This is a genomic window from Promicromonospora vindobonensis (genome assembly GCF_042685865.1).
Taxonomy (GTDB): Bacteria; Actinomycetota; Actinomycetes; order Actinomycetales; family Cellulomonadaceae; genus Promicromonospora; species Promicromonospora vindobonensis.
On record NZ_JBHUOG010000001.1, the window covers coordinates 1,015,230 to 1,030,875 of the forward strand.

Annotated in this window: 12 protein-coding genes; 3 read left to right on the forward strand and 9 right to left on the reverse strand. The window is 70.6% G+C overall.

The window, feature by feature from the left end; genetic code table 11:
• Positions 1-64 precede the first annotated feature (64 nt).
• Positions 65-1,906 carry a right-handed parallel beta-helix repeat-containing protein gene (locus ACFS27_RS04830; RefSeq protein WP_377180708.1) on the reverse strand — a complete coding sequence of 614 codons (1,842 nt, stop codon included), beginning with the start codon at positions 1,904-1,906 and terminating at the stop codon, positions 65-67.
• Between the two features lie 127 nt (positions 1,907-2,033).
• Complete coding sequence (locus ACFS27_RS04835) at positions 2,034-4,463, reverse strand: glycoside hydrolase family 95 protein (protein ID WP_377180709.1); 2,430 nt, start codon at positions 4,461-4,463, stop codon at positions 2,034-2,036.
• 188 nt (positions 4,464-4,651) lie between these two features.
• Between ACFS27_RS04835 and ACFS27_RS04840 the strand changes: the two genes are divergently transcribed.
• Positions 4,652-5,398 (forward strand): AMIN-like domain-containing (lipo)protein, encoded by a 747-nt coding sequence (locus ACFS27_RS04840; RefSeq protein ID WP_377180710.1) that lies wholly within the window; start codon positions 4,652-4,654, stop codon positions 5,396-5,398.
• 16 nt (positions 5,399-5,414) lie between these two features.
• Here ACFS27_RS04840 and ACFS27_RS04845 read toward each other — a convergent pair whose 3' ends face one another.
• The 3 genes from ACFS27_RS04845 to murA form a co-directional block, all read right to left on the reverse strand.
• Positions 5,415-6,452: an NAD(P)H-dependent glycerol-3-phosphate dehydrogenase gene (locus ACFS27_RS04845; protein WP_377180711.1), complete on the reverse strand. Its 1,038-nt coding sequence runs from the start codon at positions 6,450-6,452 to the stop codon at positions 5,415-5,417.
• Entirely contained in the window at positions 6,449-7,177 is a 729-nt protein-coding gene (locus tag ACFS27_RS04850; protein ID WP_377180712.1) for a lysophospholipid acyltransferase family protein, read from the reverse strand. Before ACFS27_RS04850 ends, ACFS27_RS04845 begins: the two co-directional genes overlap by 4 nt.
• Positions 7,178-7,318: 141 nt before the next feature.
• Entirely contained in the window at positions 7,319-8,635 is a 1,317-nt protein-coding gene (gene murA, locus ACFS27_RS04855) for a UDP-N-acetylglucosamine 1-carboxyvinyltransferase (RefSeq protein WP_377180713.1), read from the reverse strand.
• A 301-nt stretch (positions 8,636-8,936) separates the two neighbouring features.
• Here murA and ACFS27_RS04860 point away from each other — a divergent pair, with 301 nt between their 5' ends.
• Together ACFS27_RS04860 and ACFS27_RS04865 are read left to right on the forward strand one after the other, a co-directional pair.
• The gene (locus ACFS27_RS04860) at positions 8,937-10,319 is read left to right on the forward strand and encodes an MFS transporter (RefSeq protein WP_377180714.1); all 1,383 of its coding nucleotides are present in this window, start codon (positions 8,937-8,939) and stop codon (positions 10,317-10,319) included.
• Positions 10,320-10,458: 139 nt separating this feature from the next.
• On the forward strand, positions 10,459-11,205 hold the full coding sequence (locus ACFS27_RS04865) for a TSUP family transporter (RefSeq protein ID WP_377180716.1): 747 nt from the start codon (positions 10,459-10,461) through the stop codon (positions 11,203-11,205).
• A 10-nt stretch (positions 11,206-11,215) separates the two neighbouring features.
• Here the strand turns inward: ACFS27_RS04865 and ACFS27_RS04870 are convergent, their stop codons facing one another.
• The 4 genes from ACFS27_RS04870 to ACFS27_RS04885 all read right to left on the reverse strand — a co-directional run bounded on the left by ACFS27_RS04870 (position 11,216) and on the right by ACFS27_RS04885 (position 15,587).
• Entirely contained in the window at positions 11,216-12,724 is a 1,509-nt protein-coding gene (locus ACFS27_RS04870) for a tripartite tricarboxylate transporter permease (RefSeq protein ID WP_377180717.1), read from the reverse strand.
• A 9-nt stretch (positions 12,725-12,733) separates the two neighbouring features.
• The gene (locus ACFS27_RS04875) at positions 12,734-13,327 is read right to left on the reverse strand and encodes a tripartite tricarboxylate transporter TctB family protein (protein ID WP_377183597.1); all 594 of its coding nucleotides are present in this window, start codon (positions 13,325-13,327) and stop codon (positions 12,734-12,736) included.
• A 1-nt stretch (position 13,328) separates the two neighbouring features.
• The gene (locus tag ACFS27_RS04880) at positions 13,329-14,327 is read right to left on the reverse strand and encodes a tripartite tricarboxylate transporter substrate-binding protein (RefSeq protein WP_377180718.1); all 999 of its coding nucleotides are present in this window, start codon (positions 14,325-14,327) and stop codon (positions 13,329-13,331) included.
• A 237-nt stretch (positions 14,328-14,564) separates the two neighbouring features.
• A complete protein-coding gene (locus ACFS27_RS04885; protein ID WP_377180719.1) occupies positions 14,565-15,587 on the reverse strand; it encodes an AraC family transcriptional regulator in 1,023 nt (340 codons plus the stop codon).
• Between the last annotated feature and the right edge of the window lie 59 nt (positions 15,588-15,646).

Below are 15,646 nucleotides of genomic sequence, written 5' to 3' on the forward strand. Positions count from 1 at the left end.
GGAACGGTGGCGAGGAGCCCGCGACGGGGCTCCCCGCCACCGAGTTACAGCCCGTTCGCGGAGATCAGTCCTCCGGGACGGGGTAAGGGAAGGTGTCGGTGACACCGATCAGGTCGTACTCCATCTGGGCCGGGTCGAAGTCGTCCTCCCAGTTGCCGTTGGCGACCTCGTTGCACTGGTAGGACTGGTACGACTGGTCGGTCGTCTCGCCCACCTCGATGTTGCTGAACGAGAAGCCACAGCCACCGGCGTCCATGTGGACGCCGCGGGTGCCGCTGTCCGGCATCGCCCCTGCGGGGTCGGGGATCACGTCCCCGATGACCATCTGGTCCACCGTGTTCTTGATCGGGTGGGGCTCCTGGTTGGCGACGCCGTAGGTGTAGAACGCCCCCATGTCGCCCGAGTCCAGACCGGCCTCCTCGAGCCGGATGTACCGGAACGTGTTGTTGTCCGTGTACTGGTCGCCGTCGACGACCTCCGGCCGGGACTCCAGGCTGATGCCGTAGCGCGACGAGTTCCGGACGTGGACGTGCTCGACCGTGTTGTTGCCCGTGCTCATCAGCTCGATCCCCGCAGCGTCGCCAGGGACCAGCTCGCCCACGTGGTGGATGTAGAGGTTCCGGAACGTGTGGTCGTGGGACAGGTCCCCTTCCCCCGGCCAGCCGCCCTCGACCTTGATGCCGTCGGCACCGAGGTTCTCCAGGAGCGAGTCCTCGACGGTCAGGTTGTCATTCGCGAACAGGGCATAGACGCCGTGGAACCCGGTGTCGCGAAGATGCGTACCCGTGAGCGTGATGTTGCTCGTGTTCTCCAGCGTGATGGCGCCGAACCGGTGGCGAGGCATCTCGATCTGCCGGTCGTACTCGGGGTACTTGTGCACCTCGCCCGAGTCGCCCGCGCTGATCCAGCCCGCCCGGTACCAGTCGACGAAGTCGGAGTACTGCACGCCGATGCCGTCGAAGGTGATGTCGTGCGCCCGGTCCTCGGGCGAGGCACCCTTCACGTCGATCATCTTCGCGACGGTCGGTCGCATGATGGTGACGTCGTCGATGTCACCGCGCGGGATGTAGTACAGCTCGCCCGCGTCCCGGTCCACGTAGTACTCGCCCGGCTTGTCGAGGAACGCCATGGCGTTCTGGAGGTAGTAGCGCGAGCCGCTCCGGCTGTTCACCATCGCGTAGCGCGTCCAGTGCTGAAGGGTGGCGAAGTTCTTGCGGTAGTCCTGGCCGATGATCGGGACGGTGTCGGTGAACCAGCTCCACGAGCCGCCCGACCACACGGTGACCTGGGCATCCTTGAGCGGGTTGCCCTCGGGGGTGTCGTCCCAGGCCGGGTCCCAGTCGCCGTCCTCCCAGTAGAGCCACGAGCGCACTGCCTCCTTCTCCGGCTCACCGAGCACGGAGAACAGGTAGGGGGCGTGCGTGTCCTCCGACGTGCGGTTCGGGTACCGCGCCATCTCGGACCGCTTGCCGTCCTCGAACAGCGTGTGGAACGACTGACCGGGGTCCACCTTCGCCTTGTAGATGCCGTCCTGGTGCGGCTCCCAGCCGGTGATCTCCTCCGCGCCGACGAAGTTGGCCTTCCCCGGGCCGTCCGCGCTGCGGTACACGACCTGGTGGCCACCGCCGCCGGAGTCCTGCTCCGTGAACTCGATGGTCTCGGTGACGGGGTACTCGCCCGCCGCGAGGTTCACCGTGATGTCGCACTTCATGCGGTTCTCGCTGTTGAGGCCCAGCTCGCGGATGTGGTCACGGGCCTTGGCGACCGTCTGCCACGGGTCGGCCTGCGAGCCCTTGCCCTGATCGTCCCCTGTGGGCGAGACGTAGAGCTGCGGGCAGGCGCCGGAGGTCACGGCGCTCGCGAGGCGGTCGAAGGCGATCCCTCCACCGGCCATGGTGGTGGCCACCAGGCTCAGCGCGGCAACAGCGACGGTACTGTTCCGAATCCATTGTCTGGACATCGGTGTCCTTTCGTGGGTGCGGGTCCTGCGGGTGGTCTGGGCTGCCGGTTCGGTGACCGGCCCCGGTGAGCGGTCAGGTCAGCGGCTCGACCACGTAGGTGGCCCCGCGCCGCGTCTCGAAGACGGCGAGCCCGTCCCCAGGTCGCTCGACGTCGACCGGGCCGCCGGGGCCGGACACCCGGACGGGCAGGTCGGTGCGCAGCCGGATGGTGTTGCCGGCCAGCGACTGGATCCTGGCTGTCCGGAGGCGTCCTTCGGTCCACGTGATGGAGAGCTCGAAGGCGCCACGGGCACGCAGCCCGCGGACCTTGCCCGCAGGCCAGGCGTCCGGCACGCACGGCAGCAGCCAGACCTCGCCCGAGTGGCTCTGCATGATCGTCTCGTTGATCGCCGAGGTTCCCCCGAAGTTCCCGTCGATCTGGAACGGCGGGTGCAGGTCGAACAGGTTCGGCGCGGTCCGGCCGCTCGAGAGCAGCTGGGTGAGGTGGGTGTAGACGCCGTCGGCCTGGAGCAGCCGCGCACGGATGTTCATCTTCCAGGCGAGCGACCAGCCGGCCGTCACCGCCGGTCCGCGCAGCTCGAGCGAGCGGTCCGCCGCCGCGGCGAGCTCCGGGGTGCGCCGCGGGGTGATCTGGTCGCTGGGGAACACGCCCCACAGGTGCGAGACGTGCCGGCTGATCTCCGTGGCAGCCTCCTCCCAGTCGATCAGCCACTCCTGGAGCTGACCGAGGTGGCCGATCTGGTTGGGCGGCAGCTGGTCGCGCGCTGCGATCGCCTGGGCGGCCATGACGCGGTCCTGGCCGAGCACGGAGCAGGCCTTGTCGAACGCTGTGAACAGGTCCCGCAGGATCTGCATGTCCATGGTCGGGCCCGCACAGATGCTCACGCTCTCGCCGTCGATCTCGTGGTGCTTGATCTCCGGGGAGTGCGAGGGGTTCGTCACGAGGTAGCCGGTCGCCTCGTCCTGGACCAGCGTGTCGAGGAAGAACTCCACCGCTCCGCGCAGGACGGGAAAGTACTCGCGCAGCGTGTCCAGGTCGCCCGTGTACTCGTAGTGCTCCCAGAAGAGCAGCGACAGCCAGGCACCCCCGGTGGGCCAGACGCCGTAGTACGCGAAGTCCACCGGTGCGGAGCCGCGCCAGAGGTCGGTGTTGTGGTGCGCGACCCAGCCCTTGGCGCCCCACATCTTCTTGGCGGTCCGGGCTCCGGACTCTGCGAGCTCCTCGATCATCGCGAACAGCGGCTGCCAGCACTCGGCGAGGTTCGCCGGACCGGCGGGCCAGTAGTTCATCTCGCAGTTGATGTTCAGGGTGTACTTGGACTGCCACGGCGGGAGCATCTTGTCGTTCCACAGGCCCTGGAGGTTGGCCGGCTGGCCGGGGGAACGGGAGCTGGAGATCAGCAGGTAGCGGCCGAACTGGTAGTACAGCGCCGCGAGCTGCGGGTCCTGTCCGTCCCGGAAGGCGATGACCCGCTCGTTGGTCGGCAGGTCGACGGACGGTGAGGTGCCGAGGTCGATGTCGACCCGGCCGAACATCTCCTGGTAGTCGCGCACGTGCGCCCGCCGCAGGAGCCCGTAGCCCTGCACCGGCGTCTGCTCCAGCGGCTCCACCGCCTTGGCGAAGTGGTCGCCGCTGACATCGAGGTAGTTCCGGTGGCTCGTCCCGATGGAGACCACCAGCGTGACGGCGTCCGCGCCGCGGACCCGCAGCCGCGTGGCACCGCAGGTGACGCTCCCGCCCTCGGCCACGGCTCGGGCCAGGCTGACGAAGCGCACCTTCCCCTCGAGGCCCTCTGCCTCACCGCTGCGGCCCTCGAGGGCGAGCGTTCGGGCGTCGTGCGCGTGCGTCGACGTCTCCTGGAGCGACTCGTACCGCCCGTCGAAGGAGATCGCCCCCGGCGCGTCGGCGGTGAACCGGGCGACGAGCACCTGGTGGGCGTGGCTGCTGAAGATCTCCCGCGTGTGGCGTACGCCGTCGACCACGAAGGTCGTCGTGGTGATGGCCGTGGTCAGGTCGAGTGACCTGCGGTACTCCGTGATCTCGCCGGTCAGGTCAGGAAAGTCGAGGTGCAGGTCCCCGACCGGCTGGTACTGCATCTGCTCGGTCGGCCGGCCCATGAACCGCTCGTCGGCCAGCTTCTGGGCCTCGCCCCACTTCTCCTCGTCGATCAGCCGCCGGATCTCCGGGAGAGCCTCGCTCCCGCGCGGGTCGGCGTAGTCGTGCGGCCCGCCTGCCCACACGGTGTCCTCGTTCAGCATGAGCGTCTCGGCGGCGACGCCACCGAACACCATGGCGCCGACCCGGCCGTTGCCGACGGCAAGCGCCTCCAGCCATTCGGCCGCCGGGGCGGTGTACCAGAGCTGCATGGGGTTGGTCTCCGGCGCGTCGGGGTCCCCGCTCGGGGTGGCCTCCGCGTTGGCCGGAGCGTGACCGGTGAGGGCGATAGCACCCGCGGTCAGGCCTGTGGTGCGTAGGAGATCTCTTCGCGTGATCGGATTCATCGCAACCTTCCTCGTTCGGGCTCGCCAGTGAGTCGAACTACGTGAGGTAAATGTAGTACATCACATGTCTCACAAGTCAAGAGTGCTGACCGCTCCGATGTTGTCGGCCCTGGTTTCGACCGGGTCGGGGCAGGGCATCGATCGACCCGTGACCAGCCACGGCGCACGACAGGCTCTACGCTGGAAACATGGGACGAGCCGGACATCGCACAGCCTCGACAGCCGCTGCCCTGGCAGCGGTCGCCGCCTTGCTGCTGGCCGGGTGCACCAGCGGCGCACCGAGCTCGGAGGAACCGGGGGTGGGCCTGTCCAGCCCCGCGCCCGTCGCCTCGGACCCGGCCGCAGCCTCGCCGCCCGCCGACGGCGGTTCAGGTGACGACGGCTCGGACGACGACTCCGACGACGACGACTCCGACGACGCGGACGACGCGGACGACGCGCCCGAGCCGGCCGCCTCGGCGACCGAGGTCGCCACCGGCCCGCCGTTCCCCGCGAACACGAGGCCCGACACCGCTGAGCCGACGGGCGAGGGCGAGACGTTCCTGTCGGTCACGAACCTCCGCGTCGCCGAGCACGACGGCTACGACCGCATCGTGTTCGACCTCGACGGCACGGGCAGCGGCACGCCCGGCTGGCGCGTCGAGTACGTGGACCAGGCGTCCGACGACGGCTCCGGGCACGCCGTCCAGGTCGACGGCGAGGCGATCCTGCGGGTGTCGCTGTCCGGCACGGCGGCGCCGACGGACAGCGGCGTCGAGGAGTTCTCCCGCGAGCGCCTCGAGCCCGACGACCTGGAGTCGGTGGACGAGATCGTGTACCGCTACTGGTTCGAGGGGTACACGACCGCGTTCGCCGGGATCGACGACGGCAAGCAGCCGTTCCGCGTGTTCCTCCTGGAGAACCCGACGCGCGTCGTCGTCGACGTCCAGCATTGACGGACGGCGGGTGCCGTCAGCCGGCGACCTCGGACTTCTGGGGCCGCGCGAGCAGCGCCGCCGCGAGCTCGGACAGGGGCAGCTTGCCGGCCAGCACGTCCACGACGCCCGCCGTGATCGGCATCTCGACGTCGTGGGCGCGGGCCAGCTCCAGCACCGACTGCGACGACTTGACGCCCTCCGCGGTGCCACCGGTCGCTGCGATGGCCTCCTCGAGGGTGAGCCCCTCGCCGACGTGCTTGCCGAGCCGGTGGTTGCGGGACAGCGGCGACGCGCACGTCGCCGTCAGGTCGCCCATGCCGGCCAGCCCTGCGAACGTGGCGGCGTCGGCCCCCAGCGCGAGACCGAGGCGCGTGATCTCCACGAGCCCTCGCGTGATCAGCGTGGCCAGCGTGTTCCAGCCGAAGCCGCGGCCCTGGGCCATGCCCGCCGCGAGCGCGATGATGTTCTTCACCGCGCCGCACAGCTCCACGCCGACCACGTCGGTGTTCGTGTAGGGGCGGAAGTAGCCGGTCGAGCATGCGGAGGCGACCAGCTGCGCGGTGGCCTCGCTGCGCGAGGCGACCACGGTCGCCGTCGGCTGCCGCTCCGCGATCTCAGGTGCCAGGTTGGGCCCGGAGACGACGGCGACCCGCTCGTCCGGCAGGTCCAGCACCTCCGCCATGACCTGGCTCATGCGCTTGTCCGTGCCGAGCTCGACGCCCTTCATCAGGGAGACGACCACGGCGTCCGGCGCCGCCAGCTCGTGCACCAGGCTCTTCATCGACTCCAGGGTCGCGCGCGCCACCTGGGACGGCACCGACACCACCACGATCGACGCGCCGCGGAGCGCGACCGCCGGGTCGGTCGTGCCGTGCATGGCGGGCAGCTGCACCCCCGGCAGGTACTTCTCGTTGCGGTGCGTCCGGTCGACGGCGTCGAGCACGGCGGCGTCGCGGCCCCAGAGGGTGACGTCGCAGCCGGCGTCGGCCAGGACCATGGCGAACGTGGTGCCCATCGAGCCGGCGCCGAGCACGGCGACCTTGGTCGGGGCGGTGGACGTGGCCGCGCTCACGGGCGCTCCACCGGGGGGTAGGTAGTCATCTTGGCCTCGTACTCGGGGTGCTTGCGCAGGTCGAACCGGTGCTTGGGAGCCACCTCGCCACGGATCTGCTCCAGCTCGGCGGTGATGGCGTCCATGATGCGGCTCGTGGCCTCGCGCAGGGTCGCGGTGTCCTGGGGCCGGTCGTACAGGTCGCTCAGGTCCACGGGCGGGCCGGTCTGGATCGTCACCGTCTTGCGGGGGTACGGCCAGCGCAGGCGGCCGTACCGCGGCATGATCTCGGTGACCCCCCACTGGGCGACCGGGAGCACCGGCAGGCGCGTCGTCAGGGCGATGCGGGCCACACCGGTCTTGCCCTCCATCGGCCAGTAGTCGGGGTCCCGCGTCAGCGTGCCCTCCGGCAGGATCGCCACGCAGGCGCCGTCGCCGAGCTGGCTCGCCGCGTTCTGCAGCGACTCGGTGGCCTTGGCCGACTCACGGTCAACGGGGATCATCTTGGTGCCCCGCAGGGCCCAGCCCGTCAGCGGCGAGGTGAACAGGCCGCGCTTGGCCAGGATGCGCGGCTCCCTGCCGTTGTCGAAGAGGTAGTGCGCCAGGGTCAGTGCGTCGAGCTCGGTGACGTGGTTCGCCGCGGCGATGAACCCGCCCTTGGCCGGGAAGTTCTCCCCGCCCTTCCAGTCGTACCTGCACAGCGCGAACATGAGGTTCCGCACGATGAACGCGATGAAGCGATACATGCGTGACTCAGGGCGTGGGATGGACACGGTCCAGAACAATACTCGGCTCAGCCGCCCACGACGCCCACCCTCGGTCGTGGGCGCGACCGTTGCGCCTACCTGCCCGGTTCGGGCGCAACGGTCGCACTCACCACACTGCTGTCAGGCTCGGGCCACGTCCGCGCCCAGGGCTTCCAGCTTCTCCTGGAAGTTCTCGTAGCCGCGGTCGATCAGTCCGATGCCGCGCACCGTGGACCGGCCGTTGGCCGCGAGCGCCGCGATGAGGTGCGAGAAGCCGCCGCGCAGGTCCGGGACCTCGATGTCGGCGGCGGAGAGCGGCGTCGGGCCGGAGACGACGGCGGAGTGGTGGAAGTTGCGCTGGCCGAACCGGCAGTCGCGACCCCCCAGGCACTCCTTGTAGACCTGGATCGTCGCGCCCATCTTGCGCAGGGCGTCGGTGAACCCGAAGCGGTTCTCGTACACCGTCTCGTGCACGATCGACAGGCCGGTGGCCTGCGTGAGCGCGACGACGAGGGGCTGCTGCCAGTCGGTCATGAACCCGGGGTGCACGTCGGTCTCGAGCACGATCGACTTGAGCTGGCCGCCGGCGTGCCAGAAGCGGATGCCGTCGTCCTGCACCTCGAACCGGCCGCCGACCTTCCGGAACGTGTTGAGGAAGGTCATCATCTCGGGCTGGGTGGCGCCCTTGACGGTGATGTCCCCGCCGGTGGCGAGGGCCGCCGAGGCCCAGGACGCGGTCTCGATCCGGTCGTTCAGGGCGGTGTGGGTGTAGCCATCGAGGCGGTCGACGCCCTCGATGCGGATCACGCGGTCGGTGTCGACCGAGATGATGGCGCCCATCTTCTGGAGGACGGCGATGAGGTCCATGATCTCTGGTTCTATCGCCGCGCCCGAGAGCTCGGTGATGCCGTCCGCGCGCACTGCCGTGAGCAGCGTCTGCTCCGTCGCGCCCACCGACGGGTAGGGCAGGGAGATCTTGGTGCCCTGCAGGCGGCGCGGCGCGCGCAGGTGGATGCCGCCTGCCCGCTTGTCGACGACGGCGCCGAACTGGCGCAGGATGTCGAGGTGGTAGTTGATCGGCCGGTCGCCGATGCGGCAACCGCCCAGGTCGGGGATGAACGCCTCGCCGAGCCGGTGCAGCAGCGGCCCGCAGAAGAGGATCGGGATGCGGCTGGACCCCGCGTGGGCGTCGATGTCGGCCACGTGGGCCGCCTCCACGTTGGACGGGTCGAGGTCGAGGATGCCCGCGTCGGTGTCGTACTTGACGTTCACACCGTGCAGGTCCAGGAGCCCCGAGACGACCTTGACGTCACGGATCTGCGGTACGTTCCGCAGCACACTGGGGGTCTCCCCCAACAGGGAAGCCACCATGGACTTCGACACGAAGTTCTTTGCGCCTCGAACGGTGATGGTCCCGTTCAGTGGGGTGCCGCCGTTCACATACAGCAGATCGTTCATATGCTCGTCGTCGTCTCGTTCGTTCCGATGATGGTTTTCCGATGGCGGGGCCGGACTCAGATGACTGAGGGGCGCCCGGTCGATCCTTACCCTGTCCCCCACCGCCGGTCGTGCCAACATGCGCACGGACGGGAGTATTCACCGTTCACTACACCTTCACTCGTGAAGCACCCCGTCGCAGCACGACACGCCAGGTTCCGCCAACACTCGTGCGAAGCCGCGACGCAGCCTACGTCAAGGGCCTGTCCACGAAATGAGACGCGCTTCCCGAATCGCGGACAGGCTGCTTAATGTCCCCGCCATGAGCACCTCCGCATCACCGACCGCCGGAACCGCCGCCGGCGAGCAGGGCGCGCCGCCGGCCGGCAACCCCAGGGGCCGCGTCGTCGTCGCGTCCCTCATCGGTACGTCCATCGAGTTCTACGACTTCTACATCTATGCCACAGCGGCCTCGCTGGTGTTCCCCGCGCTGTTCTTCCCGAACGCCGAGGACCCCACCACCCAGCTCCTGTCGTCCTTCGCCGTGTTCGGCGTCGCGTTCGTCGCCCGGCCGCTCGGCTCGGTGCTGTTCGGCCACTTCGGCGACCGCGTCGGCCGCAAGGCGACCCTCGTGGCGTCGCTGCTCACGATGGGGATCGCGACGGTCCTGATCGGGCTCATCCCCGCGGCGTCGACGCCCGGCTGGGCAGTGGCCGCGCCGGCCGTGCTCGTGCTGTGCCGGTTCTGCCAGGGGCTCGGGCTCGGTGGCGAGTGGAGCGGCGCCGCGCTGCTGGCGACGGAGAACGCGCCCCCGGGCAAGCGGGCCATCTACGGCACGTTCCCGCAGCTGGGCGCACCCATCGGTTTCATTCTTGCCAACACGGTGTTCATCTCCCTGTCGAGCGCCCTCACGCCGGAGCAGTTCGCCACCTGGGGCTGGCGCATCCCGTTCCTCGCGTCCGCGATCCTCGTGATCGTCGGCCTGTGGGTGCGGCTGTCGCTGCTCGAGACGCCCGCGTTCCGCAAGGTGGTCGAGGCCTCCGCCGTCGCGAAGATGCCGGTGGCCCGCGTGTTCCGCACGTCGTGGAAGCAGATCGTGTCCGGCACGTTCATCATGCTGGCCACGTACGCGCTGTTCTACCTGATGACGACGTTCACGCTGAACTACGGCATCGCCCCGACGGACCCCACCGACGGCTCCCCCGCTGGTCTCGGCTACGAGAAGATCGACTTCCTCTGGATGCTGATCATCGGCGTCGTCTTCTTCGGCATCTTCACGCTGGTCTCAGGGCCGATGGCGGAGAAGTTCGGCCGCCGCGCGCACCTCATCTGGGTCACGGTCGCGATCGTGCTGTTCGGCGGCGTCTGGGTGCCGCTGTTCTCCGCCGGCCACATCGGCGTGCAGAGCCTGCTGATCATCGGCTTCACGCTCATGGGCCTCACCTTCGGCCCGATGGCCGCCGTCCTGCCCGAGCTGTTCCCTGCCAACGTGCGCTACACCGGCTCAGCGGTCGCGTACAACCTGTCGTCGGTGCTCGGCGCGGCGCTGGCGCCGTTCATCGCGGTGTGGCTCTGGGCGAAGGCCGACGGCTCGCCGGTCCTCGTCGGCATCTACCTCGCCGCGATGGGGGTCATCACGCTCGTCGCGCTGCTCCTGGAGCGGGAGACGCGCGACGTCGACTACGACGACAACGTCAGCGCCTGACCCAGCCGCCGGCCCCGGCCCCCGGCCCCCGGCCCCCGGCCCCCGGCCCCCGGCCCCCGGCGTCGAACGTAGGTCTGGTCGCTCTATGAGCGCTGTGAGAGCGACCCGGCCTACGTTTGACGTCGGATAGCGTGACGGCGTGGAGACGACGGCCCTGATCGCAGCCTGTGCCGCCGTCGTACTCGGGGCCGGGCTGCAGCGCGTGGCCGGGATGGGCCTCGGGATGGTGGCGGCGCCCGTGCTCACGGTGCTCCTCGGCGCGTCGGTGGGCGTGCTGGTCAGCAACGTGGCGGCGATCGTCACCGCCCTGCTCATCCTGCGGGCACTGCGGGACCGGGTGGACTGGCGGCGCGTCGTCACGATCCTGCCGCTCATGCTCGTGGGGTCCGCGCTCGGCGCGCTCACGGTGCGGGAGGCCGACTCCGCCTGGCTGGACGTCATCGTCGGCGGGTCGGTGCTCGCCGCGCTGGCGGCGTCGGCGGTGCTCCGTCGCCGCGTCCGGATCAAGGGCCGCTCCGTCGCAGTGGTGACCGGCCTCGCGGCCGGGTTCATGAACACGACGTCGGGTGTCGCCGCGCCGGCCTGGACCGCGTACGCCCTGGCCACCCGCTGGGACCACCGCTCGTTCGCCGCGACCCTGCAGCCGCTCCTCATCGTCATGAACACCATGTCGGTCGCCACCAAGCTCGGCTTCGGCGCGATCCCTGCCGGCACGATGCCCGCATGGTGGGTCTGGCCCGTGCTGCTCGTCGCCGTGCTCGGCGGGGTGGGCCTCGGCACCCTGCTGGCGCGCCGGATCCCGGCCCGGGTCGCGGCTCGGGTCGCGCTGACGGTCGCCGTCGCCGGCGCGGTCACCGCCCTGGCCCGGGGCCTGCTCACGGTCTGAGCCCGGCCGGCTACTCGTCCTCGGCGAACACCACGTCCCGCTTGCGCCGGATCGCCGGCAGCACGGCCACCACCAGCGCGAGCACCGCGAGCCCCAGCAGCACCCCCGAGATGGGGCGCGTGACGAACACCGTCGGGTCACCCCGCGAGATGAGCATGGCGCGGCGCAGATTCTCCTCGAGCAGCGGCCCGAGGACGAACCCGAGGAGCAGCGGTGCCGGCTCGCACCCGGACCGCACCAGCACGAAGCCCAGCACGCCGAAGACCGCCACCGCGAACACGTGGTACGGGTTCTGCCCCAGCGAGTACGTCCCGATGCAGGCGAACACCACGATGACCGGGAACAGCACCGAGTAGGGCACCGACAGCATGCGCACCCACAGGCCGATGAGCGGCAGGTTGAGCAGCACCAGCAGCACGTTGCCGATCCACATGGACGCGATCAGGCCCCAGACCAGGGCCGGCTGCTCGGTCATGACGTCGGGACCGGGTGTGATGCCCTGGATGATGAACGCCCCGACCATGAGCGCCATCACCGGGTGCGCGGGGAGGCCGAGCGTCAGCAGCGGGATGAACGACGTCTGCGCCGCCGCGTTGTTCGCCGACTCCGGTCCGGCCACGCCCTCGATCGCCCCGTGCCCGAACTCGCCGGGGTTCCGCGAGACCCGCTTCTCGACGGCGTAGGAGGCGAACGAGGCGAGCACGTGCCCGCCGCCGGGCAGCACGCCGAGCAGCGACCCGAGCCCCGTCGCGCGGATCACCGGGCCGACGATGCGCCGCAGCTCTGTCCTGCTCGGCCAGAGGTTGGCCACCCGGCTCACCATGCGGGTCCTGGTGCGCGGGTCGTGCAGGTTGCGCAGGATCTCGGCGATACCGAACACGCCGACGGCCACGGCGACGAAGCTCAGCCCCTGGTAGAGCTCGCGCACGCCGAACGTGAAGCGCGGCGTCCCCGTGTACAGGTCCTGGCCCATCGTGCCGAGCAGGATCCCGAGCACGATCATCGCGAGCGCCTTGAGCGTCGACCCGCTCGCCAGCGCGATCGACGCGATGAGGCCCAGCACGACCAGCGAGAAGTACTCGGCGGCACCGAACGACGTGGCGGCTCTGGCCAGCGGCGGTGCGGCCACCGCGAGCACGACGGTCGCGACGGTCCCCGCGGCGAACGACCCGAGCGCGGCCACCGCGAGCGCCACGCCGGCCCGCCCGGCGCGTGCCATCTGGTGCCCGTCGATGGCGGTCACGGCCGCCGAGGACTCCCCCGGCAGGTTGAGCAGGATCGCCGTCGTGGACCCGCCGTACTGGGCGCCGTAGTAGATGCCTGCGAGCATGATGAGAGCCGACGTCGGGTCGTCGAACCCGAAGGTGATCGGCAGCAGCAGGGCGATGGTCGCCGTCGGGCCGATGCCTGGCAGCACGCCGACGGCGGTGCCCAGCGCGACGCCGAGCAGGCAGAACAGGATGTTGTGCCATTGGAGCGCCTCGGAGAACCCGAGTGCGAGGTTGTCGAGCAGGTCCATCGCCGCCCCCTACCCGCCGAGCCAGTCGCCGAACAGCGCCAGGCGCAGCTGCAGCAGGACGACGAAGATGATCCAGCTCGCCAGCGTCAGGCTGACGGAGATGACGAGCGCCCGCACCAGCCTGGTGCCGGGCCGGGCCAGCGCCGCGAGCAGCCCGGTGCCGAACGTGGCGGGCAGCAGGCCCAGCCCGTCGATGGTGAGCGCGAAGAAGGTCACCGCTGCGAACACCCCCACGGTGGGGCGCCACTGGATCCCGGCGAGGGGCCGCGTGTCGAGCTCCTCGGCGTCGGCCGGTCCGCCGTCGGTCAGCGGGCCGTCGGACACGACGGCGTCCGACACCGGGGCGGGTACCGGGGCGTCGGCCACCGGGCCCGTGGGCGCCTCACCGGAGGCCGGGTCGGGTGCGACGTACGCCTTGATCGCCGTGGCGAGGCCGAGCGCCGCGAGCACGACCCCCAGGGTGAGCGGCACGTATCCCGGCCCCATCTCGAGGAGCGAGCCGAGGTCGTACCCGAGCGCGCCGATCGCGAAGGCCGCGCCGAGCCCGAGGAAGACCAGGCCGGCGACGAGGTCGCTCGTCGAGCGGGGCCGCAGAACGCCGATCTCAGCCTCCCTGGCTGGCGCCGATGATGTCGGCCCAGGTCGCGGTCTGTTCCTCGAGCAGGGCGGCGTGCGCCTCTGGGGTGGCCTGGTCCTCGCTCACCGGGGCCGTGCCGAGGTCGGCCATCTGGTCGATGACCTTCTCGTCGGCCAGCGCCACCTTGAGCGACTCCGTCAGCGTGGTGACCACCTCGTCAGGCGTCTCGACCGGGACGTACAGGCCGTGCCACACGCTCACCTGGATGTCCGGCTGGCCACCCTCCGCGGTGGTGGGCAGGTCCGGCAGCGCTTCGATCCGCTCCGGTGTCGTCGCCGCGTAGGCCTTGACCTCCCCGGCCGTGATCTGGCCCGTCGTGTTCGTGGTCTGGTCGCACATGAAGTCGACCTGCCCACCCACCAGCTCGGCCATCGCGGGCCCGGTCCCGTCGTACGGGACGGCGGTGACCTCGACGCCGAGGGCGTCGGTCAGCAGGAGGCCGCACAGGTTGGACGCGGAACCCTCGCCGGCATGCGCCATCGTGACCGTGTCCGCGTTCTCCTGGACGTAGGTGACGAACTCCTCGAACGTCTCGGGCTCGAAGTCGGAGCTCGCGATGATCGTCATCGGCACCTCGGTGACCAGGCCCACCGGCTTGAAGTCGGCGATCGGGTCGTAGGCGAGGTCCTCGTAGAGCGCCGGCGCGGTGGACATGCCGATGTGGTGCATGAGCACGGTGTAGCCGTCCGGGTCGGACGTGGCGGCCTGGCCGGCACCGACGGTGCCGCCCGCTCCGTCGATGTTCTGCACGACCAGCTGGACGCCGAGGTCCTCCGACATGGGCTCGGCGATCATGCGTGTCACCGTGTCGGTGGGACCGCCGGCGGAGAACGGCACGATCACGTCGATGTCGTCCTCCGGATAGCTGGCGGGGTCAGCGCCAGAGGAACATGCGGCCAGGACGAGGCTGAGGCCGGCCAGCGCAGCGCCGTACGCGGCCACCTTCCGGGGTCGGGCGGGGGTCATGTCCGTCTCCGATCATCGTTGATCCGGTAGAGGTTGATCCATATGAGGCGAAATCCGGTCGAGACCGCGACAGTACCTCCGCGCATGTGACGCCCGCCACATACTGAGTGCGGCTTGACCGAACGGTGACCTGCGCGGACGGCCGCCGGCACGACCCAGAGCCACCACCCTGCGATACGGCGGCCTGCGCTCGGCACAGCGCTACCCGTAGACCGACTGCTCGTTCATGGCCGCAGGCTACCGCCGCTCTCCGGCGTCGACGGCGACAGCGCCGTCCACGGCGTCCGCCGCCGTCCGCAGCGAACCAGGGGACCCTGCCGGGCGCGCTCGGCGCACCGCACCGGGCGACATCCCGTGGTGCCGCTTGAAGGCCCGCCCGAACGCCGCCTCGGAGCCGTAGCCCACCCGGCGGGAGATCGTGGCCACCGGGTCCGTGGTGGTCGTGAGCGCCGTGTGCGCCTGCTGCAGGCGCCAGCCGGCGAGGTACCGCATCGGCGGCTCGCCGAGGAGCGCGGTGAACCGCTCGGCGAACGCCGAGCGCGACATGCCCGCCTGCTGCGCGAGCTCCACGAGGGTCCAGGCGTGCTCGGGCCGCGCGTGCAGCCGGCTGAGCGCACGGCCCACGTGCGGGTCCCGCAACGCGGCGAGCCAGCCGGTGCGCGCCTCGTCGGACGTGCTCAGCCACCGGCGCAGCACGTGGATCACGAGCACGTCGGCGAGCCTCGTCATCACCGCCTCACCGCCCGGCTCCAGAGTCTGCGCCTCATGGGCCAGCAGCCGCAGCACCGTCCCGAACGCGCCCGGCTCGCCGCCGGCCCAGGCATCGACCCGGATCAGGTCGGGCAGCTCTGCGACCAGCCGGGCGGTGAGCGGCTCGTCGACGGTCATCGCGGCGTAGGCGATCTGCGTGCGCTCGCCGCCGCCCCCGAACCGCATGCGTTCGTAGGTCTCGCCGACCCGTTCGACGGGGATGTCGAAGAGTCCGGTGCTCGGCGCGTCGGCGGAGCTCAGCAGCCGGTGCGGCGCACCACGGGTGATCAGCGCGGCGCTGCCCGCCTCCAGGGTGTGCCGCTCGCCCCCGATCTCCAGGACGCACCGCCCGGCGAGCACCACCGGCAGCATCATGCACGGCTCGATCGCGGGGAACGCCACGCCCCACGGCGCCGTGAGGTCGGCCTGGCAGTACAGCGCCCCGGTGAAGCGCAGCAGGTGCAGGCCGTCGCCGACGAGGCCGGCCTGACCGGGTGGCGTGTTGACCATGCGTCCAGCCTGGCATGCCGATCTGCCGGACGTCCGCGGTGCTGGACGCACGGCACAGA

Coding starts and splice junctions, on each gene's coding strand:
- ACFS27_RS04835 (WP_377180709.1), bottom strand. CDS start 4,463: ATGAATCCGATCACGCGAAGAGATCTCCTACGCACCACAGGCCTGACC.
- ACFS27_RS04880 (WP_377180718.1), bottom strand. CDS start 14,327: ATGACCCCCGCCCGACCCCGGAAGGTGGCCGCGTACGGCGCTGCGCTG.
- ACFS27_RS04840 (WP_377180710.1), top strand. CDS start 4,652: ATGGGACGAGCCGGACATCGCACAGCCTCGACAGCCGCTGCCCTGGCA.
- ACFS27_RS04870 (WP_377180717.1), bottom strand. CDS start 12,724: ATGGACCTGCTCGACAACCTCGCACTCGGGTTCTCCGAGGCGCTCCAA.
- ACFS27_RS04850 (WP_377180712.1), bottom strand. CDS start 7,177: ATGTATCGCTTCATCGCGTTCATCGTGCGGAACCTCATGTTCGCGCTG.
- ACFS27_RS04885 (WP_377180719.1), bottom strand. CDS start 15,587: ATGGTCAACACGCCACCCGGTCAGGCCGGCCTCGTCGGCGACGGCCTG.
- ACFS27_RS04860 (WP_377180714.1), top strand. CDS start 8,937: ATGAGCACCTCCGCATCACCGACCGCCGGAACCGCCGCCGGCGAGCAG.
- murA (WP_377180713.1), bottom strand. CDS start 8,635: ATGAACGATCTGCTGTATGTGAACGGCGGCACCCCACTGAACGGGACC.